General features: G+C 65.0%; 22 protein-coding genes. 19 read left to right on the top strand and 3 right to left on the bottom strand.

The window, feature by feature from the left end; translation table 11 throughout:
* The 10 genes from ftsY to hutH all read left to right on the top strand — a co-directional run.
* Positions 1-1289, top strand: a 1289-nt coding sequence (gene ftsY, locus BN1136_RS08990) for a signal recognition particle-docking protein FtsY (RefSeq protein ID WP_043808400.1), incomplete at its 5' end; no start/stop codon positions are given.
* Positions 1290-1420: 131 nt separating this feature from the next.
* Positions 1421-2089 carry a cell division ATP-binding protein FtsE gene (gene ftsE, locus BN1136_RS08995; RefSeq protein ID WP_042076158.1) on the top strand — a complete coding sequence of 223 codons (669 nt, stop codon included), beginning with the start codon at positions 1421-1423 and terminating at the stop codon, positions 2087-2089.
* A complete protein-coding gene (ftsX, locus tag BN1136_RS09000; protein WP_005323432.1) occupies positions 2089-3042 on the top strand; it encodes a permease-like cell division protein FtsX in 954 nt (317 codons plus the stop codon). Before ftsE ends, ftsX begins: the two co-directional genes overlap by 1 nt.
* 452 nt (positions 3043-3494) lie before the next feature.
* A complete protein-coding gene (rpoH, locus tag BN1136_RS09005) occupies positions 3495-4349 on the top strand; it encodes an RNA polymerase sigma factor RpoH (RefSeq protein ID WP_043756826.1) in 855 nt (284 codons plus the stop codon).
* A gap of 127 nt (positions 4350-4476) precedes the next feature.
* A complete protein-coding gene (gene can, locus BN1136_RS09010; protein WP_042076162.1) occupies positions 4477-5136 on the top strand; it encodes a carbonate dehydratase in 660 nt (219 codons plus the stop codon).
* A gap of 9 nt (positions 5137-5145) precedes the next feature.
* Positions 5146-5850 carry a histidine utilization repressor gene (gene hutC, locus BN1136_RS09015; protein ID WP_043756830.1) on the top strand — a complete coding sequence of 235 codons (705 nt, stop codon included), beginning with the start codon at positions 5146-5148 and terminating at the stop codon, positions 5848-5850.
* 156 nt (positions 5851-6006) lie between these two features.
* Positions 6007-7242: an imidazolonepropionase gene (gene hutI, locus BN1136_RS09020; RefSeq protein WP_043756833.1), complete on the top strand. Its 1236-nt coding sequence runs from the start codon at positions 6007-6009 to the stop codon at positions 7240-7242.
* Positions 7235-8185, top strand: coding sequence for a formimidoylglutamase (hutG, locus tag BN1136_RS09025; protein WP_043756835.1), 951 nt, complete (start codon positions 7235-7237; stop codon positions 8183-8185). Before hutI ends, hutG begins: the two co-directional genes overlap by 8 nt.
* Positions 8186-8230: 45 nt before the next feature.
* Positions 8231-9949, top strand: coding sequence for a urocanate hydratase (gene hutU, locus BN1136_RS09030; protein ID WP_043756837.1), 1719 nt, complete (start codon positions 8231-8233; stop codon positions 9947-9949).
* Between the two features lies 1 nt (position 9950).
* A complete protein-coding gene (gene hutH / locus BN1136_RS09035; protein ID WP_043756839.1) occupies positions 9951-11483 on the top strand; it encodes a histidine ammonia-lyase in 1533 nt (510 codons plus the stop codon).
* Positions 11484-11570: 87 nt separating this feature from the next.
* Here hutH and BN1136_RS09040 read toward each other — a convergent pair whose 3' ends face one another.
* Both BN1136_RS09040 and BN1136_RS09045 read right to left on the bottom strand, forming a co-directional pair.
* The gene (locus tag BN1136_RS09040) at positions 11571-12668 is read right to left on the bottom strand and encodes a calcium:cation antiporter (protein WP_043756842.1); all 1098 of its coding nucleotides are present in this window, start codon (positions 12666-12668) and stop codon (positions 11571-11573) included.
* A 173-nt stretch (positions 12669-12841) separates the two neighbouring features.
* A complete protein-coding gene (locus BN1136_RS09045) occupies positions 12842-14362 on the bottom strand; it encodes an EAL domain-containing protein (RefSeq protein ID WP_043756848.1) in 1521 nt (506 codons plus the stop codon).
* A 514-nt stretch (positions 14363-14876) separates the two neighbouring features.
* Here BN1136_RS09045 and BN1136_RS09050 point away from each other — a divergent pair.
* Complete coding sequence (locus tag BN1136_RS09050) at positions 14877-16796, top strand: EAL domain-containing protein (RefSeq protein WP_043756851.1); 1920 nt, start codon at positions 14877-14879, stop codon at positions 16794-16796.
* Positions 16797-16875: 79 nt separating this feature from the next.
* Here the strand turns inward: BN1136_RS09050 and BN1136_RS09055 are convergent, their stop codons facing one another.
* Positions 16876-17823, bottom strand: a complete 948-nt coding sequence (locus BN1136_RS09055) for a 1-aminocyclopropane-1-carboxylate deaminase/D-cysteine desulfhydrase (protein ID WP_043756854.1) — start codon at positions 17821-17823, stop codon at positions 16876-16878.
* 69 nt (positions 17824-17892) lie between these two features.
* Here BN1136_RS09055 and BN1136_RS09060 point away from each other — a divergent pair, with 69 nt between their 5' ends.
* The 8 genes from BN1136_RS09060 to mshE all read left to right on the top strand — a co-directional run bounded on the left by BN1136_RS09060 (position 17893) and on the right by mshE (position 26091).
* Positions 17893-18759: a hypothetical protein gene (locus tag BN1136_RS09060; RefSeq protein ID WP_043756857.1), complete on the top strand. Its 867-nt coding sequence runs from the start codon at positions 17893-17895 to the stop codon at positions 18757-18759.
* Positions 18756-19349 carry a PilN domain-containing protein gene (locus BN1136_RS09065; RefSeq protein ID WP_043756860.1) on the top strand — a complete coding sequence of 198 codons (594 nt, stop codon included), beginning with the start codon at positions 18756-18758 and terminating at the stop codon, positions 19347-19349. Before BN1136_RS09060 ends, BN1136_RS09065 begins: the two co-directional genes overlap by 4 nt.
* A complete protein-coding gene (pilO, locus tag BN1136_RS09070; protein WP_043756863.1) occupies positions 19349-19996 on the top strand; it encodes a type 4a pilus biogenesis protein PilO in 648 nt (215 codons plus the stop codon). Before BN1136_RS09065 ends, pilO begins: the two co-directional genes overlap by 1 nt.
* Positions 19989-20354, top strand: coding sequence for an MSHA biogenesis protein MshK (locus BN1136_RS09075; RefSeq protein WP_407921449.1), 366 nt, complete (start codon positions 19989-19991; stop codon positions 20352-20354). Before pilO ends, BN1136_RS09075 begins: the two co-directional genes overlap by 8 nt.
* 70 nt (positions 20355-20424) lie before the next feature.
* Complete coding sequence (mshL, locus tag BN1136_RS09080; RefSeq protein WP_043756864.1) at positions 20425-22113, top strand: pilus (MSHA type) biogenesis protein MshL; 1689 nt, start codon at positions 20425-20427, stop codon at positions 22111-22113.
* A gap of 95 nt (positions 22114-22208) precedes the next feature.
* Positions 22209-23099 (top strand): ExeA family protein, encoded by an 891-nt coding sequence (locus BN1136_RS09085; RefSeq protein ID WP_043756868.1) that lies wholly within the window; start codon positions 22209-22211, stop codon positions 23097-23099.
* The gene (locus tag BN1136_RS09090; RefSeq protein ID WP_043756871.1) at positions 23096-24298 is read left to right on the top strand and encodes a tetratricopeptide repeat protein; all 1203 of its coding nucleotides are present in this window, start codon (positions 23096-23098) and stop codon (positions 24296-24298) included. Before BN1136_RS09085 ends, BN1136_RS09090 begins: the two co-directional genes overlap by 4 nt.
* Positions 24299-24378: 80 nt before the next feature.
* A complete protein-coding gene (gene mshE / locus BN1136_RS09095; RefSeq protein WP_043756874.1) occupies positions 24379-26091 on the top strand; it encodes an MSHA fimbrial ATPase MshE in 1713 nt (570 codons plus the stop codon).
* Positions 26092-26112: the final 21 nt, after the last annotated feature.

The raw sequence follows: 26112 nt of genomic DNA on the forward strand, positions 1-26112 counted from the left end.
CCCGTGCCGCGGAAGAAGCCCGTCTTGCCGCCGAAGCCCGTGCCGCGGAAGAGGCCCGCATTGCCGCCGAAGCCCGTGCCGCGGAAGAAGCCCGTATTGCCGCCGAAGCCCGCGCCGCGGAAGAGGCCCGCCTTGCCGCCGAGGCTCGCGCCGCGGAAGAGGCTCGTGTTGCCGCCGAGGCCCAGGCTGCGGAAGAGGCGCGTATTGCTGCCGAAGCTCAGGCAGCCGAGGAAGCCCGTCTCGCTAAAGAGGCCCAGCGCGCGGAAGATCTGCGCCTGGTAGCCGAGATGGAGGCGGAGGCCGCCGCCCTGGCTGCCCTGCCGCTGGCCGCCGCCGTGGAGGACGACACCCAGGACAAGCCGCAGCGGGAGGGCTTCTTTGCCCGTCTCAAGCGCAGCCTGGTACGCACCAAGGAGAACATCGGTTCCGGTTTCTTCGGCCTGTTCCGTGGCAAGAAGATCGATGACGATCTGTTCGAGGAGCTGGAGACCCAGCTGCTGACCGCGGATCTCGGCGTGGATACCACCAGCCGCATCATCGAGGGTCTGGTGCAGCACGCGGATCGCAAGCAACTCAAGGACGCCGAGGCGCTCTACGGCCTGCTCAAGCAGGACATGGGTGCCATGCTGGCCAAGGTGGAGCAGCCCCTGGTCATCGACACCAGCAAGAAGCCCTATGTGATCCTGATGGTCGGTGTGAACGGCGTCGGCAAGACCACCACCATCGGCAAGCTGGCCAAACAGTTCCAGGCCGAGGGCAAGAGCGTGATGCTGGCCGCCGGCGACACCTTCCGCGCCGCCGCCGTCGAGCAGCTGCAGGTGTGGGGTCAGCGCAACAACATTCCGGTGATCGCCCAGCACACCGGCGCCGACTCCGCCTCCGTCATCTTTGATGCCATCGAGGCTGCCCGCTCACGCGGCGCCGACGTGCTGATCGCCGACACCGCCGGCCGCCTGCAGAACAAGAGCAACCTGATGGAGGAGCTCAAGAAGGTGGTGCGGGTGATGAAGAAGCTCGACGAGGAAGCGCCGCACGAGATCATGCTGACCCTGGATGCGGGCACCGGCCAGAACGCCCTGAGCCAGGCCAAGCTGTTCAGCGAGGCGGTGGGCCTGACCGGCATCACCCTCACCAAGCTGGATGGGACCGCCAAGGGGGGCGTCATCTTCGCGGTGGCCGACAAGTTCCAGATCCCGATCCGCTACATCGGGGTGGGCGAGGGGATCGACGATCTGCGTCCCTTCGTGGCCAACGACTTTATCGAGGCGTTGTTCAGTCGCGATGAATGAGTCTGGCCGCGATGCGCCAGCTCAGCCGCGATGAGCCAGTGTCCCAGCCCCGACTCAGGTCGGGGCTTGTCACTCTCAGGGTATGATCCCCCTCGATCCCGATCGGGGTTTGTCACTGTCAGGGAACCGTTATGATTCGTTTTGACAAGGTCAGCAAGGTATACAGCGGCGGCCACCAGGCGCTGCAGAAGGTCAGTTTTCACCTGCGTAAGGGGGAGATGGCCTTCCTGACCGGCCACTCGGGGGCGGGCAAGAGCACCCTGCTCAAGCTCATCAGCGTGATGGAGCGCCCGACCGACGGCCGCGTCTTCTTCCACGGCGATGACGTCAGCCACATCCAGCGCAGCCAGATCCCCTATGTACGCCGCCAGATCGGCATGATCTTCCAGGATCACCGCCTGTTGATGGACCGCACCGTGTTCGACAACGTGGCTCTGCCCCTGGTCATCGACGGCTACAGCCACGCCGACATCAACAAGCGGGTGGCGGCGGCGCTCGACAAGGTGGGCCTGCTCGGCAAGGAGCGCTACCAGCCGCGCATGCTCTCCGGCGGGGAGCAGCAGCGGGTCGGCATCGCTCGCGCCATCGTCAACAAGCCGCCGCTCTTGCTGGCGGATGAGCCGACCGGCAACCTGGATCCCCAGCTCTCCATGGACATCATGCGCCTGTTCGAGGAGTTCAACCGCTTCGGCGTCTCCGTGCTGATCGCCACCCATGATCTGGGGCTGATCGCCCGCATGCGCTACCGCACCCTGACCCTCAAGGCGGGGCGCATGTACTCGTCCGGGGAGGAGCTCTGATGGCTATTGTTCGTCATAAACAGCCGCCGTTGCGTCGTTTGATGATGTATGGCGTGGACCACGTGCGTCAGGCCTTTGCCAGCCTGGGAGAGCTGTGGCGCAATCCGCTCGCCTCCCTGATGACCCTGGCCGTGCTGGGGGTGAGTCTGGCGCTGCCTTCCTGTTTCCACGTGCTGCTGAAGAACGCCGAGGTAGTGGAGGGGAGCTGGCAGACCAGCTCCCAGATTTCCCTCTATCTGCGCAAGGATCTGCCGGAGCAGAGCATCCTCGACATGAAGCAGCGGATCCTGCTCTACCCCGAGGTGGAGTCCGTTACCTACATGAACCGGGACGAGGCGCTCAAGGAGTTTCGCGAGATCTCCGGTTTCGGCGATGCCCTCGATTACCTCGACAGCAACCCGCTGCCGCCGGTGCTGAGCGTGATCCCGGATCCGCGCTGGCAGAACCCGGAAGGGGCGGCCGAGCTGCTCGCCAAGCTGGAGAACGAACCCGGCATCGAGCAGGGCAAGCTGGATCTGCAGTGGCTGACGCGGCTGCAGGGGATCATGAACCTGCTGCGCCACACCATCACGGGGATCGCCGTGCTGCTGCTCTCCGCCGTGCTCTTGATCGTCGGTAACACCTTGCGCCTGAATATCCTGAACCAGCGCTCCGAGATTGAAGTGCTCAAGCTGGTGGGGGCGACCGATGCCTTCATTCATCGTCCCTTCCTCTATACCGGCATCTGGTTCGGTGTCATCGGCGGCATGCTGGCCTGGTGGCTGACCGAGGTGATGGTGATCTGGAGCGAGGGGGTGGTGAAGGAGCTGGCGGGACTTTACAACAGCAACTTCCGGCTGGTGGGAATGGGGGCGTTTGACGGCTTCAACCTCATACTGCTCGGGGCCTTGCTGGGGTTGATCGCCTCCTGGTTTTCGGTCCACAGGCATATTCGCGACATCGAACCTTCCTGATGAATTTACCAGCAGTGTAAAGCACTGGATTTTGAGAACTGGATCAAGTAAAAGAGTGGCCCGTTTCTGGCAAGGCCCACTTTCTCGGGGTAATCTGAATTGTACCTGAATCATCAGGCGCTTCTCCGAGTCTTGGGAACCTTCCAATTTGTTAGCGGTCTACTAGTTCGACAAATTTATACGGGTATGGCCCCTATGCCTTGCTCGTCTGACTTGGCAAGCATGTGAAGGTTGCGAGCTCCGCAACAATGGACTTAGCATGCTACTTTTCGGGGGTCCTTCACTGTGACCCCTTTTTTTTGATTGTTCATTTATGATTCATGCCGTCAGCCTAAGATAGGCCGGGTTCATGCTGGGGTTATGTATGATGCAGCCCGCAGAATGATACCTGGTCGGTAGACACGTCTTCTCAGGGTGTTAGACTGATTCGATTGAAAAGTAAGAGGTAGAACATGGGAACTTCATTGCAGCGCACTATGGCTCTGATTCCGCAAGGTAGTCTGGAAGGCTATATCCAGGCCGTCAACTCGATCCCTGTGCTGAGCGCAGAGGAAGAGCGCGAACTGGCGATGCGTTTGCAGCAGGATGGTGATCTCGAGGCTGCCCGCCAGCTGGTCATGTCACATCTGCGTTTTGTCGTTCACGTGGCCAAGAGCTACTCCGGCTATGGCCTGCCTCAGGCCGATCTGGTGCAGGAAGGCAACATCGGCCTGATGAAGGCGGTCAAGCGCTTCGACCCGAGTGTCGGGGTGCGGCTGGTCTCCTTCGCCGTGCACTGGATCAAGGCCGAGATCCACGAATACGTGCTGCGCAACTGGCGTATGGTCAAGGTGGCGACCACCAAGGCCCAGCGCAAGCTGTTCTTCAACCTGCGCAAGTCCAAGAAGCGTCTGGGCTGGCTGAACCACGAAGAGGTGCAGGCCGTGGCCGCCGACCTCGGGGTCTCCGCCGCCGACGTCACCGAGATGGAAGCGCGCATGAGCAATTACGATCAGGCCTTCGATCTGGTCGGTGACGATGAAGACGAGGGTGGCTTCGCACCTGTGCACTATCTGGAAGACAAGTCTTCCGATCTCGCCGCCACCATCGAGAACGACAACTGGGACAGCCATGCCACCCGTCGTCTGAGTGCGGCCATGGCCACTCTGGACGAGCGCAGCCAGCACATCATCCGTGCCCGCTGGCTGGATGAAGAGAGCAAGACCACCCTGCAGGAGCTGGCCGACAACTACGGCGTCTCCGCGGAGCGGGTCCGCCAGCTCGAGAAAAACGCGCTGAAGAAGCTGAAAGATGCGATGGATGCCTGAGGGCTTCCGCCGAGATTAAGCAGGGCCTGATGGCCCTGTTTTTGTTTCACGGGGAGCTGGTCGGCCTTGCCTTGGTTACCCTTGTGTATGGTATGTTGCCGCCACTGCCACAGTAGGGAGAGCAGAAGTGAAACTGTTGAACGACCTGTTTACCAATAACCGCGAGTGGGCGGAACGGATCAAGGCCGAGGATCCCAATTTCTTCGCTACCCTGTCCGCCCAGCAGGCCCCCGAGTATCTCTGGATCGGCTGCTCCGACAGCCGGGTGCCCGCCAACCAGCTGATGGGGCTGCTGCCGGGGGATGTCTTCGTCCACCGCAACGTTGCCAACCTGGTGGTGCACACCGATTTCAACTGCCTCTCCGTGCTGCAATACGCGGTGGAAGTGCTCAAGGTGAAGCACATCATCGTCTGCGGCCACTATGGCTGCGGCGGCGTCAAGGCGGCGATGCAGAACCAGGAGCTGGGTCTCATCGACAACTGGCTGCGCAACATCAAGGACGTCTACTTCAAGTACGGCGAAGAGCTTGAGGCCATCGAAGACGAGCACGAGCGCTTCGACTACCTGTGCGAGCTGAACGTGGCCGAGCAGGTAGCCAACGTCTGCCACACCACCATCATCCAGAATGCCTGGCGCAAGGGTCAGGAGCTGGCGGTGCACGGCTGGATCTATGGCATCAAGGACGGCCTGCTGCACGATCTCGACCTCTGCATCAGCGGTCCGGACCAGATCCCGGACGTCTACCGCGCCTGGCCGGACATGCGTCCGCCCCACCGCCGTCGCTGAGGCGCCTAGGTGGCCCCCGCACTCTATCTGCAGATAAAGCAGCACATCCTGGACGGGATCCGCGAACGCCACTACCAGGCGGGAGACAGGATCCCGACCGAAGCCGCCCTGTGCGAGCAGTTTGCCGTGAGCCGGATGACGGTCAACAAGGCGCTGCGTGAACTGGTGGCCGAGGGCTGGCTGGTGCGCACCGCCGGATCCGGCAGCTTTGTGGCCGACAGGCGCACCGAGTCGCCGCTGCTGGCCATACGCAACATCGCCGACGAGATCGCCGAGCGGGGCAGCCAGTACAGTGCACGCGTGATCCGCCTGCAACGCCAGGCCGCCGACGAGAAGGTAGCGGTGCGTCTGGGCCTGCGGGTGGGTGCGCCCACCTTTCACAGCCTCATCGTCCACCAGGCCGACGGGGAGCCGCTGCAGCTGGAAGAGCGCTTCGTCGATGCGGAGCGCCTGCCGGACTACGGCGAGCAGGACTTCACCCAGCAGACGCCGAACAGCTATCTGATGGAAGTCTGCCCCCTCTCCGAGATGGAACACGTGGTGGAGGCCGTGCTGCCGAGCGCGGGGGAAGCTGGATTGCTGCAGGTACGGGTCGATACCCCCTGCCTGCTGCTGCACCGGCGCACTTGGTCGGATGGCTACCTGGTCTCCTATGCCAGGCTGCTCTCGCCGGGCTCCCGCTACAAGCTGAGCTCCAAGACGCGCCTCGCATAATTGTATATACAACTCAAGCATTTTAAAGCCCACCCCTCGGTGGGCTTTTTTGTGTTTAAACTCTAATGAAGCCGCTGTTATCAGGATGTGAATTTGATCCTTTCTTTCTCGTCAGAGATCGGCTATAAATTATTGTATATACATTTAGAGGTCGGTATGAACAAGGAACTGTTGAACTGCGAGCGGGTCTGGCTCAACGTGACACCCGCCACCCTGCGCTCCGATCTGGCGGACTACGGTCTGCTGGAGCCCCACGCCCTCGGCGTGAAAGAGGGGCGGATCCACGCCATGGTCCCCATGCAGGATCTCAAGGGGCCCTATCCCGCCCACTGGCGCGATATGAAGGGCAGGCTGGTGACCCCCGGCCTCATCGACTGCCATACCCACCTCATCTTCGCGGGCAGCCGCGCCGAGGAATTCGAGCAGCGCCAGAAAGGCGTGCCCTATGCCGAGATCGCCCGCAAGGGGGGTGGCATCCTCTCCACGGTGAGGGCCACCCGCGCGGCCAGCGAGGATCAGCTCTACGAGCTGGCCCTGCCGCGGATCAAGTCCCTGATCCGGGAAGGGGTCACCACGGTGGAGATCAAGTCCGGCTACGGGCTGACTCTGGCGGACGAGCTCAAGATGCTGCGGGTCGCCCGCCGTCTGGGCGACGCCCTGCCCATCCGGGTCAGGACCACCCTGCTGGCGGCCCATGCGGTGCCGCCGGAGTATCGGGACGATCCCGACTCCTGGGTCGAGACCATCTGCCAGGAGATCATCCCGGCAGCGGCCGAAGAAGGGCTGGCCGATGCGGTAGACGTCTTCTGCGAGCACATCGGCTTCTCCCTGGCCCAGACCGAACAGGTCTATCTGGCGGCGGCCCAGTACGATCTCGCGGTGAAGGGGCACATGGATCAGCTCTCCAACCTGGGAGGCAGCACGCTGGCCGCCAACTTCGGCGCCCTCTCGGTGGACCATCTGGAATATCTGGATCAGGACGGCATCCAGGCGCTGGCCCATCGCGGGGTGGTCGCCACCCTGCTGCCCACCGCCTTCTACTTCCTGAAAGAGACCAAGCTGCCGCCGGTGGAAGCCCTGCGCCGCGCCGGTGTGCCCATGGCGGTCTCCTCCGACATCAACCCGGGCACGGCCCCCATCGTCTCCCTGCGGATGGCCATGAACATGGCCTGCACCCTGTTCGGCCTGACCCCGGTGGAGGCCATGGCCGGGGTGACCCGCCACGCCGCCAAGGCGCTCGGCGAGCAGGAGCGCCTGGGGCAGCTGAGAGTGGGCATGCAGGCCGATTTTCTCATCTGGAATTGCGGCCATCCGGCCGAACTCAGCTATCTCATCGGCGTCGATCAGCTGGTGAGCCGGGTACTCAACGGCGAGGAGACGCTCCATGGATAAGATCAACCCGGTCGACATGTCGGTCTGGCAGGGGCGCCAGGATCCGGAAGACGGCGCCCTGGCCCTGCGCTGGCACGACAAGGTGCAACCCTGGCAGGGACGGGGTGAACCCGGCGTGGTACTGCTCGGCTTCGCCTGTGACGAAGGGGTGCGCCGCAACAAGGGGCGTGTCGGCGCCGCCGGTGCACCGCTGGCGGTGCGCAAGCTGCTCGCCAACAGCGCCTGGCACCTGGACCAGCCCGTCTATGACGGCGGCGACGTGCGCTGCGAGGACGGGGATCTCGATGCCGCCCACGGCCGGCTGGCCGAGCGGGTCGCCGCTGCCCTCGAACAGGGCCAGTTCCCGCTGGTGCTGGGGGGCGGCCACGAGGTGGCTTTCGGCAGCTGGAGCGGCCTCAACCGCCACCTTCTGCAACAGAACGCTGGCCGTGGCAAGGTCGGAATCATCAACTTCGACGCTCACTTCGATCTGCGCATGAAGCAGGAGCAGGCGAGTTCCGGTACCCCCTTCTACCAGATCGCCGAACAGTGCGCGGCCCAGGGCACGGCGTTCCATTACGCCTGCCTCGGGGTGGCCGAGACCGCCAACACCGCCGCGCTGTTTGCCCGCGCCGAGGCGCTGGGGGTGTGGCACATGCTGGATGACGCCATGACCCAGGCCGATCTGCCGGTGCTGCTGGCGGGGCTGGATGCCTTCATTGCCCGCTGTGACCACCTCTATCTGACCATCGATCTGGACGTGCTGCCCGCCGCCGTGATGCCGGGGGTGAGCGCCCCCGCCGCCCGCGGCGTGGAGCTGGCCGTCATCGAACCCCTGATCGCCCATATCCGGGCCAGCGGCAAGCTCAGGCTCGCCGATCTGGCCGAGTACAACCCGAACCTGGATCAGGACAACCGCAGCGCCCGCGTGGTTGCGCGCCTGGTTCACCAGTTGACCAAGTAGCGGCGCACCGCGCCGCCTGACCGTATCGATAAACAAGGAGTGTCTATGTCTGTACAACACCAGGATCCCCGCCACGATCCGAGCCGGATCATCCGTGCTCCCCACGGTACCCAGCTGACTGCCAAGAGCTGGCTCACCGAGGCGCCCCTGCGGATGCTGATGAACAACCTGGATCCGGAAGTGGCCGAGCATCCCCAGTCCCTGGTGGTGTACGGCGGTATCGGTCGCGCCGCCCGCAACTGGGAGTGCTACGACAAGATCGTCGAGGTACTGACCCGTCTCGAGGATGATCAGACCCTGCTGGTGCAATCCGGCAAGCCGGTCGGCGTGTTCCAGACCCACAAGGACGCGCCGCGCGTGCTGATTGCCAACTCCAACCTGGTGCCGCACTGGGCCAACTGGGAGCACTTCAACGAGCTCGATAAGAAGGGCCTGATGATGTACGGCCAGATGACCGCCGGCTCCTGGATCTACATCGGTACCCAGGGCATCGTCCAGGGCACCTACGAGACCTTCTTCGCCGTGGCCAACCAGCACTTCAACGGCGAGCCCAAGGGCCGCTGGATCCTGACCGGGGGCCTCGGCGGCATGGGCGGCGCCCAGCCCCTGGCCGCCACCATGGCCGGCTTCTCCATGATCGCCGTGGAGTGTGACGAGACCCGCATCGACTTCCGCCTCAAGACCCGCTACGTCGACAAGAAGGCCTACAGCCTGGATGAGGCGCTGGCCATGGTCGAGGAAGCCAAGCAGAGCGGCACCGCCGTCTCTGTCGGCCTGCTCGGCAACGCCGCCGACGTCTTCGCCGAGCTGGTGGCCCGCGGCATCACCCCGGACGTGGTGACCGACCAGACCTCCGCCCATGACCCGGTACACGGCTACCTGCCCCAGGGCTGGAGCGTGGCCCAGTGGCGCGATCTGCAGAAGAGCGCGCCGGAAGAGGTGAATGTCGCCGCCCGCCGCTCCATGGCCCGTCAGGTTGAAGCCATGCTGACCCTGCAGGCCCGCGGCGCTGCCACGCTCGATTATGGGAATAACATCCGCCAGATGGCGCTGGAAGAGGGTGTCAAGAATGCCTTCGACTTCCCCGGCTTCGTCCCGGCCTACATCCGTCCGCTGTTCTGCGAAGGGATAGGTCCGTTCCGCTGGGTCGCGCTCTCCGGCGATCCGGAAGACATCTACAAGACCGACCAGAAGGTCAAAGAGCTGATCCCGGACGATCCCCACCTGCACAACTGGCTCGACATGGCCCGTGAGCGCATCGCCTTCCAGGGCCTGCCGGCGCGTATCTGCTGGGTCGGGGTCAAGGATCGGGTGCGCCTCGGTCTGGCCTTCAACGAGATGGTCAAGAACGGCGAGCTGAAGGCGCCGGTCGTCATCGGTCGCGACCACCTGGACTCCGGTTCGGTGGCGAGCCCGAACCGTGAAACCGAATCCATGATGGATGGCTCCGATGCCGTCTCCGACTGGCCGCTGCTCAACGCCCTGCTCAACACCGCAGGCGGCGCGACCTGGGTCTCCCTGCACCACGGTGGCGGTGTCGGCATGGGCTTCTCCCAGCACTCCGGCGTGGTGATCGTCTGTGACGGCAGCGACGATGCCGCCAAGCGGGTCGGCCGCGTGCTGCGCAACGACCCGGCCACCGGCGTGATGCGTCATGCGGATGCCGGCTACGAGATTGCCATCAACTGCGCCCACGAGGCGAAACTGGATCTGCCGATGCTGCATGCAGCCGGCCAAGGGTTGAATGAAAAGGCGGTGAAATAAGATGTTTGAACTCAATCTGCAACCGGGCAAGCTCTGCCTCAACACCCTGCGCCGCGTCAGCCGCGAGCCGGTACACGTCAGCCTGGATCCGTCCGCCCTGCCGGGGATCCACGCCTCCGCCGCCGTGGTCACCAAGGTGATCGAGCAGAATCGCGTGGTGTACGGCATCAACACCGGCTTTGGCCTCCTGGCCAACACCCGCATTCCGGTGGAGCAGCTGGACGAGCTGCAGCGCTCCATCGTGCTCTCCCATGCCGCCGGCATCGGCGAGTACATGGATGACGCCACCGTGCGCCTGATGATGGTGCTGAAACTGAACTCCCTGGCCCGCGGCTTCTCCGGCATCCGCCTGGTGGTGCTGGAGGCCCTGATGCGCCTCATCAACGCCGAGGTCTATCCCGTGGTGCCGAAGAAGGGCTCCGTCGGCGCCTCCGGCGACCTGGCGCCCCTAGCCCACATGAGCTGCCTGCTCATCGGGGAAGGCAAGGCGCGCCACAAGGGTGAGCTGATCGACGCCGCCACTGCCCTGAAGATTGCAGGCCTGGAGGCCATCTCCCTGGCGCCGAAAGAGGGGCTGGCCCTGCTCAACGGCACCCAGGCGAGCACCGCCTTCGCGCTGGAAGGGCTGTTCCACGCCGAAGACCTCTACGCCGGTGCCATCACCATCGGGGCCATGAGCGTGGAGGCGGCCCTCGGCAGCCGCCGTCCCTTCGATGCCCGCATTCACGAGGTGCGCGGCCAGCGTGGCCAGATCGACGCGGCCGCCTGCTACCGCCACCTGCTGGTGGATGGCAGCGAGATCGGCATGTCCCACCACAACTGCGAGAAGGTGCAGGATCCCTACTCCCTGCGCTGCCAGCCGCAGGTGATGGGCGCCTGTCTGACCCAGATCCGTCAGGCCGCCGAGGTGCTGGTGTGCGAGGCCAACGCGGTCTCCGACAACCCCCTGGTGTTTGCCGACGACGAGGAGATCATCTCCGGCGGCAACTTCCACGCCGAGCCGGTGGCCTTTGCCGCCGACAACCTGGCGCTGGCCATCGCCGAGATTGGCTCCCTGTCAGAGCGTCGCATGGCGCTGCTTATCGACTCCCGCATGTCCGGTCTGCCGGCCTTCCTGGTCAACAATGGCGGCGTGAACTCCGGCTTCATGATCGCCCAGGTCACCTCGGCGGCACTCGCCTCCGAGAACAAGACCCTGGCCCACCCGGCCTCGGTGGACAGCCTGCCCACCTCCGCTAACCAGGAAGACCACGTCTCCATGGCCACCTTCGCCGGTCGCCGTCTGGCGGACATGGCGGAGAACACCCGCGGCATCCTGGCGGTCGAGCTGCTGGCTGCTGCCCAGGGCCTGGATTTCCGCGCGCCGCTGCGTTCCACCGAGCTGGTGGAACTGGCCAAGGGCCGTCTGCGTGAAGAGGTCAGCTTCTACGACAAGGACAGGTATTTCGCACCGGACATCGAGGCGGCCGCCGCCCTGCTGGGCCGTGCCAGCTACAACGACCTGATCCCGGCCGGGACCCTGCCCAGCCTCTGAATCGAAGCCTGAGCAAACCATAAAAAAAAGACCGCCCATGGGGCGGTCTTTTTATTTCTGGGTCCTGTGCTTGGCCATCGGGAGCCGTTATCCGTGCTCGAACATCAGGAACAGGTAGACCACGAAGAGCACCAGGTGGGTGGCGCCGTGCAGGGCGTGAGTGCGGCCACTGCTGAAGGTCACCTTGCACACCATGAGGGTGGTGACGAGCAGTACCATGTCGGCCGGGGATAGGCCGAGGCGCACGTCGTGGCCCACCAGGGAGCCGATGAAGAGCACCGAGGGAACGGTGAGGGCGATGGTGGCCAGCACGGAGCCGAAGTAGAGGTTCATGGCGCGCTGCAGCTGGTTGTTGAAGGCCGCCTTGATGGCGCCGACCGCCTCCGGCGCCAGCACGATACAGGCGACGATGAAGCCACCCAGGGCCGCCGGGGCCTCCATCACATGGACACCGTGATTGATGGGGATGGCCAGCGTCTTGGCCAGCAGGATCACCACCACCAGGTAGGCCAGCAGCAGCAGGGTGTGATAGACGTTGCTCTGCAGGGGGCCGTGGTGCTCCTCGTGATCCTCGTGGTCGCTGTCGACGAAGAAGTGGCTGTGGCTGCGAGTCTGGATCAGCAGGAAGACGCCGTAGAGCAGCAGCGAGATGATGATCAGCATCCAGGACATGGCGCCGGACAGGCCGCCCTGGGTGCCCCCCTGGGTGAAGTTCGGCAGCACCAGGCAGAGCAGGGCCAGGGGAATGATGGCCACCAGATAGGATTTGACCCCGTCCAGATTGAAATTCTGGGTGTGGTAGCGCCAGCCGCCGAACAACAGGGTGAAGCCCACCAGGCCGTTGGTCACCAGCATCACCACCGCAAACATGGTGTCACGGGCCATGGTGGGGTTGGGCTCGCCGGTCAGCATGACGGAGGAGATCATCACCACCTCCAGGGAGATGACCGACAGGGTGAGGATCAGGGTGCCGAAAGGTTCGCCGAGCTTGATGGCAAGGGCATCGGAGTGACGGACGACGGAGAAGATGGCCCAGGTGACGACGGCCAGCAGGAGCAGCGACACTGGCAGGTAGACCGCAAGGGGGGTTGCCTCCGTCAGCAGCTCGCTGCCGAGCGTCTTGAAGAAGAGCAGGGTCAGCAGGCCGGCGGGCAGGGCAATCTCTTGGCGGATAAATGACTTCATAGGCAGTGGTTCTCATCTCGGGGCGGCGGTGGCCGACAGGGTATGGAGCGACTTGGCGTCGTCACCGGTGTGACGCACCCGCAGATGATAAAGGCTGTTGTCCGTTCAGGGGAAAATCATTTTGTTACAAATCGCGAGAGCGCCGGACCCGTCACCCGGATCCGGCGCCGCCATCAGGTGCTCGTGCGGCTCTGACTCCAGGCCATCTGCCAGATCTTCAACTGGCTGAGGGACATGGGTTTGGCATAGACATAACCCTGGATGAGATACACGCCATGCTCGCTCAGATAGTCGACCTGGGCCTGGGTCTCGACCCCTTCGGCGATCATCTCCATGCCCGACTTGCGGCCGAAGGCGATGATGGCGTCCAGCACACTGCGCTTGAGATCGTCCGTGCCTATGGTGTCGACGAACATCTTGTCGATCTTGATCTGGCGGATGCCGAGGCGCTGCAGGTAGGCAAAGCCGCCATAGCCGGTGCCAAAATCGTCCAGCTTGATGTGATACCCCTTCTCCTGCAGCGTGGTGATCTCTCCCATGGCGGTCTTTATATCCTTGATGGGCTCACGTTCCGTGAGCTCGAAGGTCAGCCTGATGGGGGAGGGCCAGTCGTTCTGCTGCAACAGCTCGCGCAGGTGGGGGTGTTCGAGGTGGGTGGCCACTATGTTGACGCTGACCCACTGTCCGTCGGCGAGCTTGGGCAGATCGGCGATCACTTTCTCCAGCAGCTGGCTGGTCATGGGCAGGATCAGCCCCTGTTCCTCCGCATAACCGATGAAGGCTCCTGGGGGGACCAGGCCGCCCCCCCGCTGCCAGCGTAGCAGGGCCTCGAACCCCACCACCTGCCGGGTACGGCTGTCCACCACGGGCTGGTAGAAGGGGATGAACTCCTTGCGTGCCAGCCCGGCCTGCAGCAGGCCCTTGAGGGAGCGCCGGTAGTTGCGAAGCCCCCAGTAGGCGGCGACCAGCAGCAGCCCCAGGGCTCCGCCGAACCAGAGGCCGTCATGGCGAACCTGGCTTCTCGCATAGTCGTGCAGCGCCTTGCCCGCCCACAGGTCTTGCTCCACCCGATGGAGCTCGTCCATGCTGGTCACGCGGATGGCGTTTGCCTCTTCCCGTATGTGCTTGTTGCCCCGAGGGAAGTAGAGCCCGGCCCGGGCCGGATCCTTGTGGTTGAATTCGAGGTAGAAGCAGTCGTCGCATGGAGTGCGCAGCAACTCATGGCTCCAGCTGCTGTCGAGCACCCAGAAGGCCAGATTATTGTCGCGCTTCCCATAGACCAGGGTCTCCCGCTCGGTGTCGAACATGGGGACTGTACTGGTGAAGTGGAGACCCGGGTCGGTAGGCATAGCCGCACCGGACAGCAGGGGGACTGCCAGCCCCAGGGTCGAGCAGCCCGTCCCATTGGCCAGTTGCAGGCCGGCCAGGCGGATATGGCGGTTGTAATATTCCGGTTCTCTCAGCAGGGCCATGTCCTTGGGGCCGCAGTCAAAGACGAAGCGATCCAGCTGGAGGGGCACATGATGATCCAGTATCCGGGTGCGTTCCTTCTGGAACTCCGCCAGCTCCATTCCCTTCGACTCGAGTAGGTGGCGAGCCAGCCAGTCGGTCAGCAGAGGGCTGAGAAGCAGCATCAGGAGGAGGGGGGCACAGAACAGCCCCAAAGAAATCCATAACGGAGAGCGTGTCGACATAGGGAAACCCTTCTTCCATGAAACAAGGTCACTCGATTGAGGCTCAACCAGCATAACATTAGCTACATCGATTTGAGTCGAATCGGTCACACTTGGAACAAAAATGCTAATTCCTTGATAAACAACCAATATGACAAAGCGAGCGGTGAAGATTCAATCGCTGACCTGTCATAAATGACAATTGTCCAGCTTATCTGAAATGGCTAGAGTAGCAGTGCGGTTTGACTCACCGTGTGTTCAATACTCCTGTATCTATTTTTGTCAGTAGCACAGAGTGTTAGTTTTGATATGAGTGTTTCTTTTGGTCCCCATAGTGGGACCATTTTTCTGCCCGTTTGTCACCTCCTTTCTTCCTGATTTCGCTCCCGTTCCCCATTTTTCCCTCGCGCCGTGGTGCCGCGGTCTGACGCCTGCCATCGCTTATTTGCAGAAGCGGGATCTTCATCCATAGGCGCCTTTTGGCCAAGGCTGATACCATGAGGGTCAATGGATGCTGTCGGCTACGGAAAGGCACATGAAACTGACCACTCAACTCGTCTCCTTTATTACCCTGTGCGTGATCTCGGCCATGGCCATGGTGATGCTGGGGGGGGTCTTCAGTTTCCGCCAGATGGGGATGGAGCTGCAGCAGAACCGGGTCGACTCCCTGGTGGAAATCATCGACAAGCAGCTCGGGGTGACCGACGACCAGCAGGCCCTGGCCCGCTGGCTGCCCTCCCTGTTGCGCGCCTCCCACGTGGTCGAGCTGGAGATCCGCCAGGACAAGCAGCGGGTCTACTGGTTTCGCGACGTGCAGCAGCAGACGGACGAGAGCCTGCTGATCCCCTACAGCAAGGCGATCCCCAACCAGGCCGGCATGCGGGCCGAGTTCAAGCTGGACAGGCCGTTCAAGGAGTTCGAGTACTCCATGCGGGCCATGTTCGGCATCTCCTTCGGGGTCTTCATCGTGGTGTTCGGGCTCTGGTACTCCATCCGCTGGTTGCGCCAGCAGCTGCGCGGCGCCGAGCTGCTGGCGGATCGCGCCCAGCTGATCCTGGACGGCAAGCTCACCAAGCTGGCCCATGATCCCGCCGAGGAGTGGCCGGCTCCTGCCAGCCAGGCCCTCGACTACCTGCTGGCCGAGCTGGCGGACGCCCGAAAGGAGCGCAGCCGGTTCGACAACTTCATCCGCAGCAACGCCTTCGTCGACAAGACGACGGGCATCGGCAACCGCCTCTTCTTCGACAACCGGCTGGAAAGCGCCATCATGGAGGCGAGCGTGATCAGCGGCGGTGTCTTACTGATCGAGCTGGCCGGTCTGGAGGAGCTGGATCCCGAGCTCAGCAGCCGCCCGAGCCAGGAGCTGCTGATGGAGGCGAGCGCCTCTATCGGTACCTTCGTGCGCAAGCACAGCGGCGCCCTGCAGGCCCGCTATGCCGGCCAGGTCTTTGCGGTGTTGCTGCCCAACATGTCCGAGAGCGAGATGGTGGACGGCGCCAGCCAGTTGCTCAAGAGCCTGCAGCGTCTGCACTGGCCGGAGTCGGTCAATGTGGAGACGGCCGTCTATCTGGGGGCCGTCTGCTATCAGGCGGACGATTCCCTGCTCAAGGTGCAGGAGGAGGCCGAGCTGGCGCTCAAGAGCGCGCGCCTGCAGGGGCACAGCGGCTGGTTCCTGTTCGAGAAGTCCCTCAACGAGGAGGCGAGCAACAAGGGGACGGTGCGCTGGCGCACCCTGATCTCCCGGCGTATCGAGGAGCAGGGGATCTCCTTCTACCTGCAGCCGGTGCAGCAGGAGCGGGATCAGGTGGTGCTGCAGCAGGAGCTGCTGATCCGCATCCACGACGAGCAGGGGCGGGAGTTGCAGGCGGGGGTCTTCATGCCCATGGCGGAGAAGGCCGGGCTCCTGCTGCCGCTGGACCGGCTGGTGATCGCCAGCACCCTGCGCCTGCTGCGCCAGCGGCCGGCGTCGAGCTGCCCCGTCAGCCTCTCCCTCAGCGCCCAGAACCTGCTCAACCGGGAGTTCCAGCGCGAGCTCTTCTTCGAGCTGTTCCAGCTGCCGCGCAGCACCAACGAGGGGCTGATCCTGCAGTTGTCGGAATCCCAGGTGACCCGCCACTACGAGGCGCTCAAGCGACCGCTGCGGGCGCTGCGCATGCTGGGTTGCAGGCTGGCCATCGATCACGCGGGCCAGGACGTGGTGAGCACCCAGTACATCAAGGAGTTCGAGATCCACTTCCTCAAGCTGCATCCCAGCCTGGTGCGGGAGATCCACCTGCGTCAGGTCAACCAGATGGCGGTACGCAGCCTGGTGGGGGGCTGCGCGAACACCCAGACCCGGGTGATAGCAGTGGGGGTGGAGAGCGGCGACGAGTGGAAGATGCTGCGCCACCTCGGGGTGCACGCGGGGCAGGGGCCCTGGTTCGCCGAGCCCACCCCCTTCACCATGCCCGGCTGACCGCCCGGCTGACCGCCCGGCTGACCGCCCGGCTGACCGCCCGGCTGACCGCCAGGCGGGGCGACAACAGGGAGGGCGACTACAGGCGTCCCTGTTCCCGCAGCCCCGCCAGCCCTTGCAGGCCGCCGGTATGGAGGAAGACCACCTCGCTGCCGCGGGGGATGCGGCCAGCCTCCAGCTCCCGAAACAGTCCCCACATCGCCTTGCCGCTGTAGATGGGTTCGAGCGGCAGGCCGGTCTCGGCGCTGAACGCCTGCACCCACTGCCAGAGCGCCGGGCTGAACCTGGCGTAACCGCCGTCGTGGTGCTCCAGGGCGATGCGCCAACCCTCCGTGGTGGCCGCCCCGGGATGGAGCCGGCACACCTCGTCACGCAGCTGGGTTCCCCCCTTGATCACGGCGATGGCCAGGATCCGCTCCCGTTCACGCTTGCCCGCGATGAGCCCTGCCAGGGTGCCGCCGCTGGCGCAGGGCAACACCCAGAGATCCGGCGAGAAGGGCAGCTCGTCCACCAGTTCGGCCACCCCGGGGAGGGCCAGCGGGCTGCTCCCCCCTTCCGGGACTATCAGGGTGTCGGCATCCTCGAACTGGGCCAGCCAGGCGGGATCCTGGCGGCGCCGGTAGCTCTGGCGATCGACAAAAACGAGATCCATTCCCCAGCCTCTGGCGGCGCTCAGGGTCGCGTTGCTGACGCTGGCGGCTTCGCCGCGTATGATGCCTGTTGTGCGCAGCCCCAATCTGCACCCTGCTGCCGCCAGGGCGTGGATGTGATTGGAGTAGGCACCGCCAAACGACAGTATGTGGGTCTTGCCCTGTGCCCGGGCTTGCTGCAGATGGTACTTGAGCTTGCGCCACTTGTTGCCGGACATGCTCGGGTGAATGAGATCGTCCCGTTTGCACCAGAGCGTGACCCCATGGGCCGTCAGCAGCGGGTGGTGGATCCGGTGCAGGGGGGAGGGAAGTTGCAGGGGGTCAATCGGATTGCATCCGGAGGGCGCCCCCTCGTCCTTCAAGGCATCGTCTGTCATAAAGTTGGAGGCTAATCGCCTGTTTATGTTAAGGTTTAATCCGTTTCATACCGCCAGGTGCAGGTCCAGATGAAATCATTGTTCAGACGCTCGCCTCCCAGCCACCAGGTCGGACTCCTGCTGGCCAGCGATCGCATCCTGCTGGCCTGCCCGGGATCCGCGCCCGTGTTCACCAGTCGCGCCGTCAATGGTCCTCACGAATGGGCCAGGGCCACGACGGAGCTGTTCGCCCAGCACGGTCTGGCCAAGTCTAAGGTGCGGGTGGCCCTCGGGGCCAGCCTTTATCAGCAGATCCAGATCGACAAGCCCGCCGTGCCCGATGCCGAGATGGCGGGGGCCCTGCCCTGGGCCGTGAAGGACTTCGTCAACGAGCCTGTGCTGCAGCTCGCCATGGATTACGTGGATCTGCCGACTCCCCCCGCGGGCAGCCCGAGGATCAACGTGATCTGCGTGCCGAAGAGCCGGATCCAGCTGGTGGCGGACGCGGTCAACGGCGTGGCCACCCTGGACGCCATCGTCAGCGACGAGCTGGCCATGACGGCCCTCTACGAGGAGGATCAGACGGTGCGCATGCTGCTCTGGCAACCCAGGGGGCAGGAGCTGCAACTGCTGGTCTTCCACCGGGGCGGGCTCTGCTTCTCCCGCCAGTTGCGCGGCTTTGCCGCCCTCACCGGCCCCCGTGAGCCCGACATCGAACAGCTCGACGGGCTGGCGCTGGAGCTCCAGCGCTCCATCGACTACCTGGCCGGCCACCTCAAGCTGCCGGAGCCGGGCCAGCTGCAACTCGCCATCGCCTCTTCCGCCATCGGGCTGCTGGTCCGCCACCTGGAGCAGGCCTTCGGCTTCCCGGTCTCCGCCATGGCCAACAAGGCGGTCCTCGCGGGGGTTGAATACCTCTGCGCCTATGGCGCGGCCCTGGGCAGGAGCGAGCGATGAAGCATCATATCAACCTCTATGGGGCCGAATTCCGGCCAAGACGCCTGTGGGCCAGCCTCCCCCAGATGAGCCTGGTCTGGGGGGGCGTTCTGCTGGTGCTGGCCGCGGTCACCCTGGCCTATGGCTGGCAACAGCGGGGCGTCGATCGCGATCTGGCCCGACTGCGGGCGCAGCTCGACGTGCAGCGCGGCGAGGCGGCACGCCTCGACGGCGAGCTGGCACGCCACCAGGCGGACGCCAGGTTGCAGCAGCAACTGGCCGACAAGCGGGAAGAACTGGGGGCCAAGCAGGCGCTGATGCAGCAGCTCGGCGACCTCTCCCTGCAAAAGTCCCGGGGGTACGCTGGCGTGATGGCGGATCTGGCCCGCCTGCGGGATGCCCGTCTCTCCCTGCAGCGGATAGAGATAAGCGAGGGGCGGATCAACCTCTCCGGGGTGGCCGAACGCAGCCAGGATGTGCCCGCCTGGGTGAACCGCTTCAAGCAGACGCCCTCCCTGGCGGGCAAGGAGTTTGGCGAGCTCACCCTGAGCCGGGACAAGCAGGGCCAGCTGGCCTTCCAGCTCAGCGGCATAGCGCGGGAGACCCCTTGATGGAGATGAAGGCACAGTGGCAGGCATGGGCGACGCGGGTCGCCGCCCTCAGCCTGCGGGAGCGGGTCCTGATCCTGCTGACCGGGGTGATCCTGCTGGGCGCCGCCGGCGTCTATGGCTGGCTGGATGCTGCCGATATCCGCCTGAACCAGACACGGCAGGCGTTGACCGCCGCCGAGCGGGATCTGGAGATCCTGACCCTGGAGAACCAGGGCAAGCAGGCCCGGCTGGGGCGGGATCCCAACGCCCGCGCCCGTGAGCAGCTGGCCAGTGTGGAGGCCTCCCTGGCCCAGCTGGATGCCAGGCTGCAGGCCCAGACGGTGGATCTGATCCCGGCCCGGGAGATGCCGGCGGTGCTGGAGGCCCTGTTGTCTCGCTCCGCCAACCTGCATATGCTGGCGCTGACCACCCTCAAACCCGAGCCGCTGATGGCCGGGCAGCAGAAGGCCAACCTGTTCCGGCACGGGATCCGGCTTCAGCTGGAGGGGGGCTATTTCGACGTCTACCAGTACCTCAAGGCGCTGGAGGCCCTGCCTCGCCACTTCTACTGGAAGGGCTTCGACTACAGGGTGGTCGAGCACCCCAGGGCGGTGGTGGAGATGGAGATCTACACCCTCAGCACCAGCAAGGAGTTTATCCGTGGTTAAGTGGCGTATCGGCGGGACGGGATCCCGCGTCCTCGCGCTCTCGTCCTGCCGCTGGCTGGCCCTGTGGGGCTGCCTGCTGGGATCGCTGGCCCAGGCCGAGGTGTTGCAGGATCCCACCACCCCCCTGGCCGGTTCGGTGCCGGCGGCGAACGCGACCAGGGAGGCCGGCCTGCCCCGTCTGCAGAGCGTCATCCTGGGCAACGGGCCTGCCCTGGCGGTGCTGAACGGCCAGAGCTACCGGGTGGGCCAGCAGGTCCACGGGTTCCGGCTGGTGGGCATCAGCGCCGACAGCGTGGTGCTGGAGAAGGCGGGCAAGCGCCAGACACTGACCCTGTTTGGCAGCAAGATCCGGATGTGAAGTGGTTGCCGCGCGGGATGCTGCGGGCCAGATGTGTCGAGTTTCATTGCGAGTCAGGTGCACGAATAACATGAAAAAACACCATTTTTGTCTGCTTCCCCTCGCACTGGCGGTGGCGGGTTGCACTACCTATCGTCATCCCGAGCCGGTACAGGCCAAGGATGCGATCAAGCAGGCCATGAGCGAGCAGACCCCGACCGCCCCGCTGACCACCCTGCCTCCTTCGGTGCAGAGCGAACTGCTGCAGCTCAACCGTCCCCAGCAGCCCTTGAGCGTGCCCGAGAAGCGGATGCGCATCGCGGCCCACGACGTGGATGCGGTGGAATTTTTCGGCTCCCTGTTCAAGGGCTCCCGCTACAGCGTCGCCGTCCACCCCGGGGTGGCGGGCGTCATCTCGGTGGAATTGAAAGACGTGACCCTGCAGGAGGCGCTGGCCACGGTGGGGGACATGTACGGCTTCGACGTGCAGCGCAAGGGCAACGTCTTCCACGTCTATCCGGCGGGTCTGCGCACCGAGACCATCCCGGTCAACTACCTGATGATGGCCAGACGCGGCCTCTCCCGCACCTCGGTGAGCACCGGCGGGGTGACGGCCAACGACAACAATGACAACGGCAATAACAACAACTTCGACAACGGCCTGAACAACAGCGGCAGCAACAACAACAACAACAGCAACAGCTTCGACAACGGCAACAACGGTAACGGCAACAGTAACGGCACCCGGATCGAGACGGACAGCAACAACGACTACTGGACCGATCTGCGGGATGCCCTGCAGACCCTGATCGGCAGCGGCGAGGGGAGAGCCGTCATCACCAGCCCCCAGGCGGGTCTGGTCACGGTGCGCGCCTATCCGAAGGAGCTCAAGGCGGTGCGCGATTTCCTGGAGCAGTCCGGCGAACACCTCAAGCGCCAGGTGGTGCTGGAGGCACGGATCCTGGAAGTCTCCCTCAACGAGGGTTACGAACAGGGGGTGGACTGGAGCGGTCTTTCCGCGAGCTGGGACGGCGGCAAGGGCATCACGGGGGGCGGCTCCCTGCTCGACAGCCCGATCGCCTCGACCCCCAACCAGATCTTCCGGGCGCTGGGGGGCGGTGCCGGCTTCACCATCTCCGACGGCAACTTCAATGTGGCGGTCAGCCTGCTCAAGACCCAGGGGGACGTGAACACCCTGTCGAGCCCGCGCGTCACCGCCACCAACAACCAGAAAGCGGTGATCAAGGTGGGGACGGACGAGTACTTCGTCACCAACGCCTCGACCACCACCACCACCTCGGGCAATTCGGCACCCATCGTCACCCCGAACGTGGAGCTGACCCCCTTCTTCTCGGGCATCGCCCTGGACGTGACGCCGCAGATCGACGAGCAGGGCCGGGTGCTGCTGCACATCCACCCCTCCGTCATCGATACCGAGGAGCAGAGCAAGACCATCAACGTCGGCACCACCGATCCCCTGGTGCTGCCGCTCGCCAAGAGCTCCATCCGCGAGTCGGATACGGTGGTGCAGGCCAACAACGGCGACATCGTGGTCATCGGCGGCCTGATGAAGACCGACAAGCAGGAGATCGTCAGCAAGGTGCCCCTGCTCGGGGACATTCCCTGGGTCGGTGAGGCCTTCACCAACCGCCGCGAGAGCAACCGCAAGGTGGAGCTGGTGATCATGCTCAAGCCGACCGTGGTGGAGAAGGATACCTGGCAGCAGGAGCTGCAGCGCTCCTCCGAGCTGCTCGACAAGTGGTATCCGCCCAAGGGCTAAGCCATGATGCGCCCCCCCATAGTGCCAGCACCATCTCGCCGGCCTGTTGCCGCAGCAGCCCCCCATTTTGGGGCTGACGGGAACGGGGAGGGAACATGTATCTGAACCACTTCGGCCTGCGGGAGGCCCCCTTCGGCCTGACCCCGAACACCGGCTTCTATTACGGCCTGCCTCCTCACGAGGAGGCGATGCAGGTGCTCAACTGGGCGCTGGGGCAGGGAGAGGGCTTCATCAAGGTGACCGGCGAGGTGGGTACCGGCAAGACGCTGCTCTGTCGCAAGCTGCTGAGCGAGCTGGGCTCGGAGGCGAACCCGGTGCGCCTGGCCTGGCTGCCCAACCCTCACCTCACCCCGGGGGAGCTGCGCACTGCCCTGGCCCTGGAGCTGGGATTGCCGCTGGCGGGGGAGAGCGAGCTGGATCTCACGGATCGCATCCACCGCCACCTCATCGCCCTGCACAGGCAGGGAAGCCGGGTGGTGGTGCTCATCGACGAGGCGCAGGCCCTGCCGGACGAGACCCTGGAGGCGATCCGGCTGTTTGGCAACCTGGAGACCGAATCCAGCAAGCTGCTGCAGATCGTGCTGTTCGGCCAGCCCGAGCTGGATAAGCGGCTCGGCAAACCCCATCTGCGCCAGCTGCGCCAGCGCATCGGCTTCTCCTACCGTTTGCGGCCGCTGCGGCTCGACGAGACCCGGGCCTATCTGGAATACCGGCTGCAGGTCTCGGGCTATCGCGGGGCCGCGCTGTTCGAGGGGCGGGCCCTGCGCCGGCTGTGGCGGGCTTCCCGCGGCATCCCCCGGCTCATCAACGTGCTGGCCCAGAAGTGCCTGATGCTGGCCTACGGCCGCGGGGTGCGCCGGGTCGACAGCGCCCTGGTGCGTCTCGCCATCCGCGATACCGATGATGCCGGTGTGCGCAGCGTCTCCCGCTGGTGGCCCCTGTTGCTGTTGCTGGGGGCTGCCCTGGCCTATGGAGTCTGGTCATGAGCGTGATCAATCAGATGTTGAAGGATCTGGAGCGACGCCAGCCGGGCGCCGAGGAGAGCGCCGTCTACGTGGCGCCGGTGCGCCAGCAGGGCTGGTGGATGCTGGTGCTGACCCTGCTGTGCACCCTGGCCCTGGCGATCCTCGGCTGGCGAACCTGGATCTACTGGCAGCAGAGCCAGCGGGCCGCCCAGCCAACGGCGCGGGTCGAGCTCCGGGCCGTCGCATCTCCGGCCCAGGTGTCGTCTGCGGTTGTCGCTCCAATCGTCTCGTCCGCTCTCCCTGCGATGGTGAGCACGGCAGTGCCCAGCGCCTCTTCGGTGGGTGGGACGAGCGTACTGGCGGCGTCCCCCGCGAGGGCGTCGATCCCGGCCCAGATGCAGGCGCCTGTCGATGAGGCCCAGCCGGCGTCCGGGGCTCAGGCCGATGAGGATCAGGCCGATGAGGATCAGGCGGATGAGAACCAGGTAGACGAGGTGCCGGTGGACGAGGCGATCCCGAGCGACGAGGAGTTGCAACCGGATCTCTATGCCGAGCTGGCCGCGGAGCAGGAGGCACAGGAGGCGGCGCCGGCCGTCCCGGCCCCGCGCAAACCCGGGATCCTGAAGATCGAGACGGTGGAACTCTCTCCCTCCGAGCTGGCCGCCCTGGCGGAGCGCAAGGCGACCACCGCCATGGCCAAGGGACAGATGCAGGAGGCCCAGGACAACTACTACGAGGTGCTGGCCCATGACCCCCACAATCAGGGCGCGCGCGAACAGCTGGCGGGCCTGCTCTACGGGGCGGGGCGGCTGGCGGAGGCTGCCCGGGTACTGGAGGAGGGGCTGAGCCTGGATCCGGCCCAGGCCGATCTGCGCCTGCTGCTGGCTCGGGTGGCCATCGCCGGTGGCGAGCGCCAGAAGGCGCTGGACTGGCTCACCGGCTATCGGCCCGAGCTGGCCACCAACCTCGACTACTACGCCACCTGGGCCGGGCTCGCCCAGGAGCTGGGCCAGTCCGGCCAGGCGTCCGAGCTGTACGTCAGGCTGCTGCGCCAGCAGCCGGATCAGGGGCGCTGGTGGCTGGGGCTCGGCGTGGCCGAGGACGGCCAGGGCCACCGCCAGCGGGCGCTGGATGCCTATCGCAACGCCCAGCTGCACGGCGAGCTGGGCGAGGCCTCGACCCAGTGGCTGGAGCAGCGCATCGCCCAGTTGAACCCCTAAGAACCCGCCGTAACCCGGGGGCGGCCGGCACAGGTCGGGCGGCCCACGGGCGGGAGTGAAGCAACCGATTCGGAGTGTAAATGGCACAACCCAGACTGAAGATGCGCCTCGGCGACCTGCTGGTTCAGGAGCAGATCATCTCGGATGATCAGCTGCAGCTCGCCCTGCAGCAGCAGCGTCACACCGGCCGCAAGCTGGGCACCACCCTCATCGATCTCGGCTTCATCAGCGAGGTGCAGCTGCTGACCTTCCTCGCCCGCCAGCTGGACGTGCCCTTCTTCGATCTCAACAACCTCACCATAGACGCCTCGGCCGTGACCCTGCTGCCCGAGGTGCAGGCGCGCCGCTACCGGGCGCTGGCGGTGAACCTCACCGACGACAAGGTGACGGTGGTGATGTCGGATCCCGCGGATCTCAGCGCCCTCGACGCCATCGCGGCGCTGCTGAACCCGCGGGAGCTGGTGCTGGCGGTGGCCAGGGAAGGGCAGCTGCTGGAGTATTTCGACCGCCTCTACCGCCGCACCCGGGAGATAGAGAACTTCGCGGTGCAACTGCACGAGGAGCACCAGGAGACCGGCTTCGAGCTCGGCAACAGCGGCCTGAATACCGGTGCCGACGAGGGAGAGGCAACGGTGGCCAAGCTGCTGCGCTCCCTGTTCGAGGACGCGGTGCAGGTGGGGGCGTCGGATATCCACATCGAGCCGGACGAGAAGGTGCTGCGCATCCGCCAGCGGATAGACGGCGTGTTGCACGAGAACATACTGAGCGAGGTGCGCATCGCCCAGGCGCTGGTGCTGCGCCTCAAGCTGGTGGCGGGGCTCGACATCTCGGAGAAGCGACTGCCCCAGGATGGCCGCTTCAACATGAAGGTGCGCGGTCGCGACGTGGATGTGCGGATGTCCACCATGCCGGTACAGTACGGCGAGTCCGTGGTGATGCGCCTGCTGGACCAGTCTTCCGGCATCCTCTCCCTGGTCGATACCGGCATGCCGCCGGCCATGCTGGCGCGCTTCCGCCGCCAGCTCAAGCGTCCCCACGGCATGATCCTGGTGACGGGTCCCACCGGCAGCGGCAAGACCACCACCCTCTATGGTGCGCTCTCCGAGCTCAACCAGGCGAGCCACAAGATCATCACGGTGGAAGATCCGGTGGAATACCGTCTGCCGCGGATCAACCAGGTACAGGTCAATCCCAAGATAGGGCTCACCTTCTCCCAGGTACTGCGCTCCACCCTGCGCCAGGATCCGGACATCCTGCTGGTGGGGGAGATGCGGGACAACGAGACGGTGGAGATCGGCCTGCGCGGCGCCATCACGGGCCACCTGGTGCTGACCACCCTGCACACCAATGACGCCGTCACCAGCGCCCTGCGCCTCATCGACATGGGGGCTCCAGGCTACCTGGTGGCGAGTGCGCTGCGGGCCGTGGTGGCCCAGCGCCTGGTGCGGCGGGTGTGTGAACACTGCGCCTGCGAGAGCGCGCCGGACGAGGGGCAGGCCACCTGGCTCGGCGCCCTCAGCGGCGAGGTGCCGGGCCAGCACGTCTATCGCAAGGGGCGCGGCTGCCAGAGCTGCAACTTCACCGGCTATGCGGGCCGGATCGGGGTGTATGAACTCCTGGAGCTGGATCAGCCCATGATGGACGCCCTGCGCCGCAACGATGCCGAAGGCTTCGCCCGGGCTGCGCGGGAGCACGCTCATTACAGGCCCCTGGCCCTCACGGCGCTCGACTATGCCCGGGAGGGGATCACCTCGGTGGACGAGGTGCTCAGGCTGGCGGAGGATCTGGGGTAAGTCATGACTCACACCCATCGC

The organism is Aeromonas taiwanensis (genome assembly GCF_000820165.1).
Classification (GTDB): Bacteria; Pseudomonadota; Gammaproteobacteria; order Enterobacterales; family Aeromonadaceae; genus Aeromonas; species Aeromonas taiwanensis.

Excerpts from the sequence above, each read along its gene's own strand:
- ftsE (WP_042076158.1), top strand. The coding sequence starts at position 1,421 with ATGATTCGTTTTGACAAGGTCAGCAAGGTATACAGCGGCGGCCACCAG.
- ftsX (WP_005323432.1), top strand. The coding sequence starts at position 2,089 with ATGGCTATTGTTCGTCATAAACAGCCGCCGTTGCGTCGTTTGATGATG.
- rpoH (WP_043756826.1), top strand. The coding sequence starts at position 3,495 with ATGGGAACTTCATTGCAGCGCACTATGGCTCTGATTCCGCAAGGTAGT.
- hutI (WP_043756833.1), top strand. The coding sequence starts at position 6,007 with ATGAACAAGGAACTGTTGAACTGCGAGCGGGTCTGGCTCAACGTGACA.
- hutG (WP_043756835.1), top strand. The coding sequence starts at position 7,235 with ATGGATAAGATCAACCCGGTCGACATGTCGGTCTGGCAGGGGCGCCAG.
- hutU (WP_043756837.1), top strand. The coding sequence starts at position 8,231 with ATGTCTGTACAACACCAGGATCCCCGCCACGATCCGAGCCGGATCATC.
- hutH (WP_043756839.1), top strand. The coding sequence starts at position 9,951 with ATGTTTGAACTCAATCTGCAACCGGGCAAGCTCTGCCTCAACACCCTG.
- BN1136_RS09040 (WP_043756842.1), bottom strand. The coding sequence starts at position 12,668 with ATGAAGTCATTTATCCGCCAAGAGATTGCCCTGCCCGCCGGCCTGCTG.
- BN1136_RS09045 (WP_043756848.1), bottom strand. The coding sequence starts at position 14,362 with ATGTCGACACGCTCTCCGTTATGGATTTCTTTGGGGCTGTTCTGTGCC.
- BN1136_RS09050 (WP_043756851.1), top strand. The coding sequence starts at position 14,877 with ATGAAACTGACCACTCAACTCGTCTCCTTTATTACCCTGTGCGTGATC.
- BN1136_RS09055 (WP_043756854.1), bottom strand. The coding sequence starts at position 17,823 with ATGACAGACGATGCCTTGAAGGACGAGGGGGCGCCCTCCGGATGCAAT.
- BN1136_RS09060 (WP_043756857.1), top strand. The coding sequence starts at position 17,893 with ATGAAATCATTGTTCAGACGCTCGCCTCCCAGCCACCAGGTCGGACTC.
- BN1136_RS09065 (WP_043756860.1), top strand. The coding sequence starts at position 18,756 with ATGAAGCATCATATCAACCTCTATGGGGCCGAATTCCGGCCAAGACGC.
- pilO (WP_043756863.1), top strand. The coding sequence starts at position 19,349 with ATGGAGATGAAGGCACAGTGGCAGGCATGGGCGACGCGGGTCGCCGCC.
- mshL (WP_043756864.1), top strand. The coding sequence starts at position 20,425 with ATGAAAAAACACCATTTTTGTCTGCTTCCCCTCGCACTGGCGGTGGCG.
- BN1136_RS09085 (WP_043756868.1), top strand. The coding sequence starts at position 22,209 with ATGTATCTGAACCACTTCGGCCTGCGGGAGGCCCCCTTCGGCCTGACC.
- BN1136_RS09090 (WP_043756871.1), top strand. The coding sequence starts at position 23,096 with ATGAGCGTGATCAATCAGATGTTGAAGGATCTGGAGCGACGCCAGCCG.
- mshE (WP_043756874.1), top strand. The coding sequence starts at position 24,379 with ATGGCACAACCCAGACTGAAGATGCGCCTCGGCGACCTGCTGGTTCAG.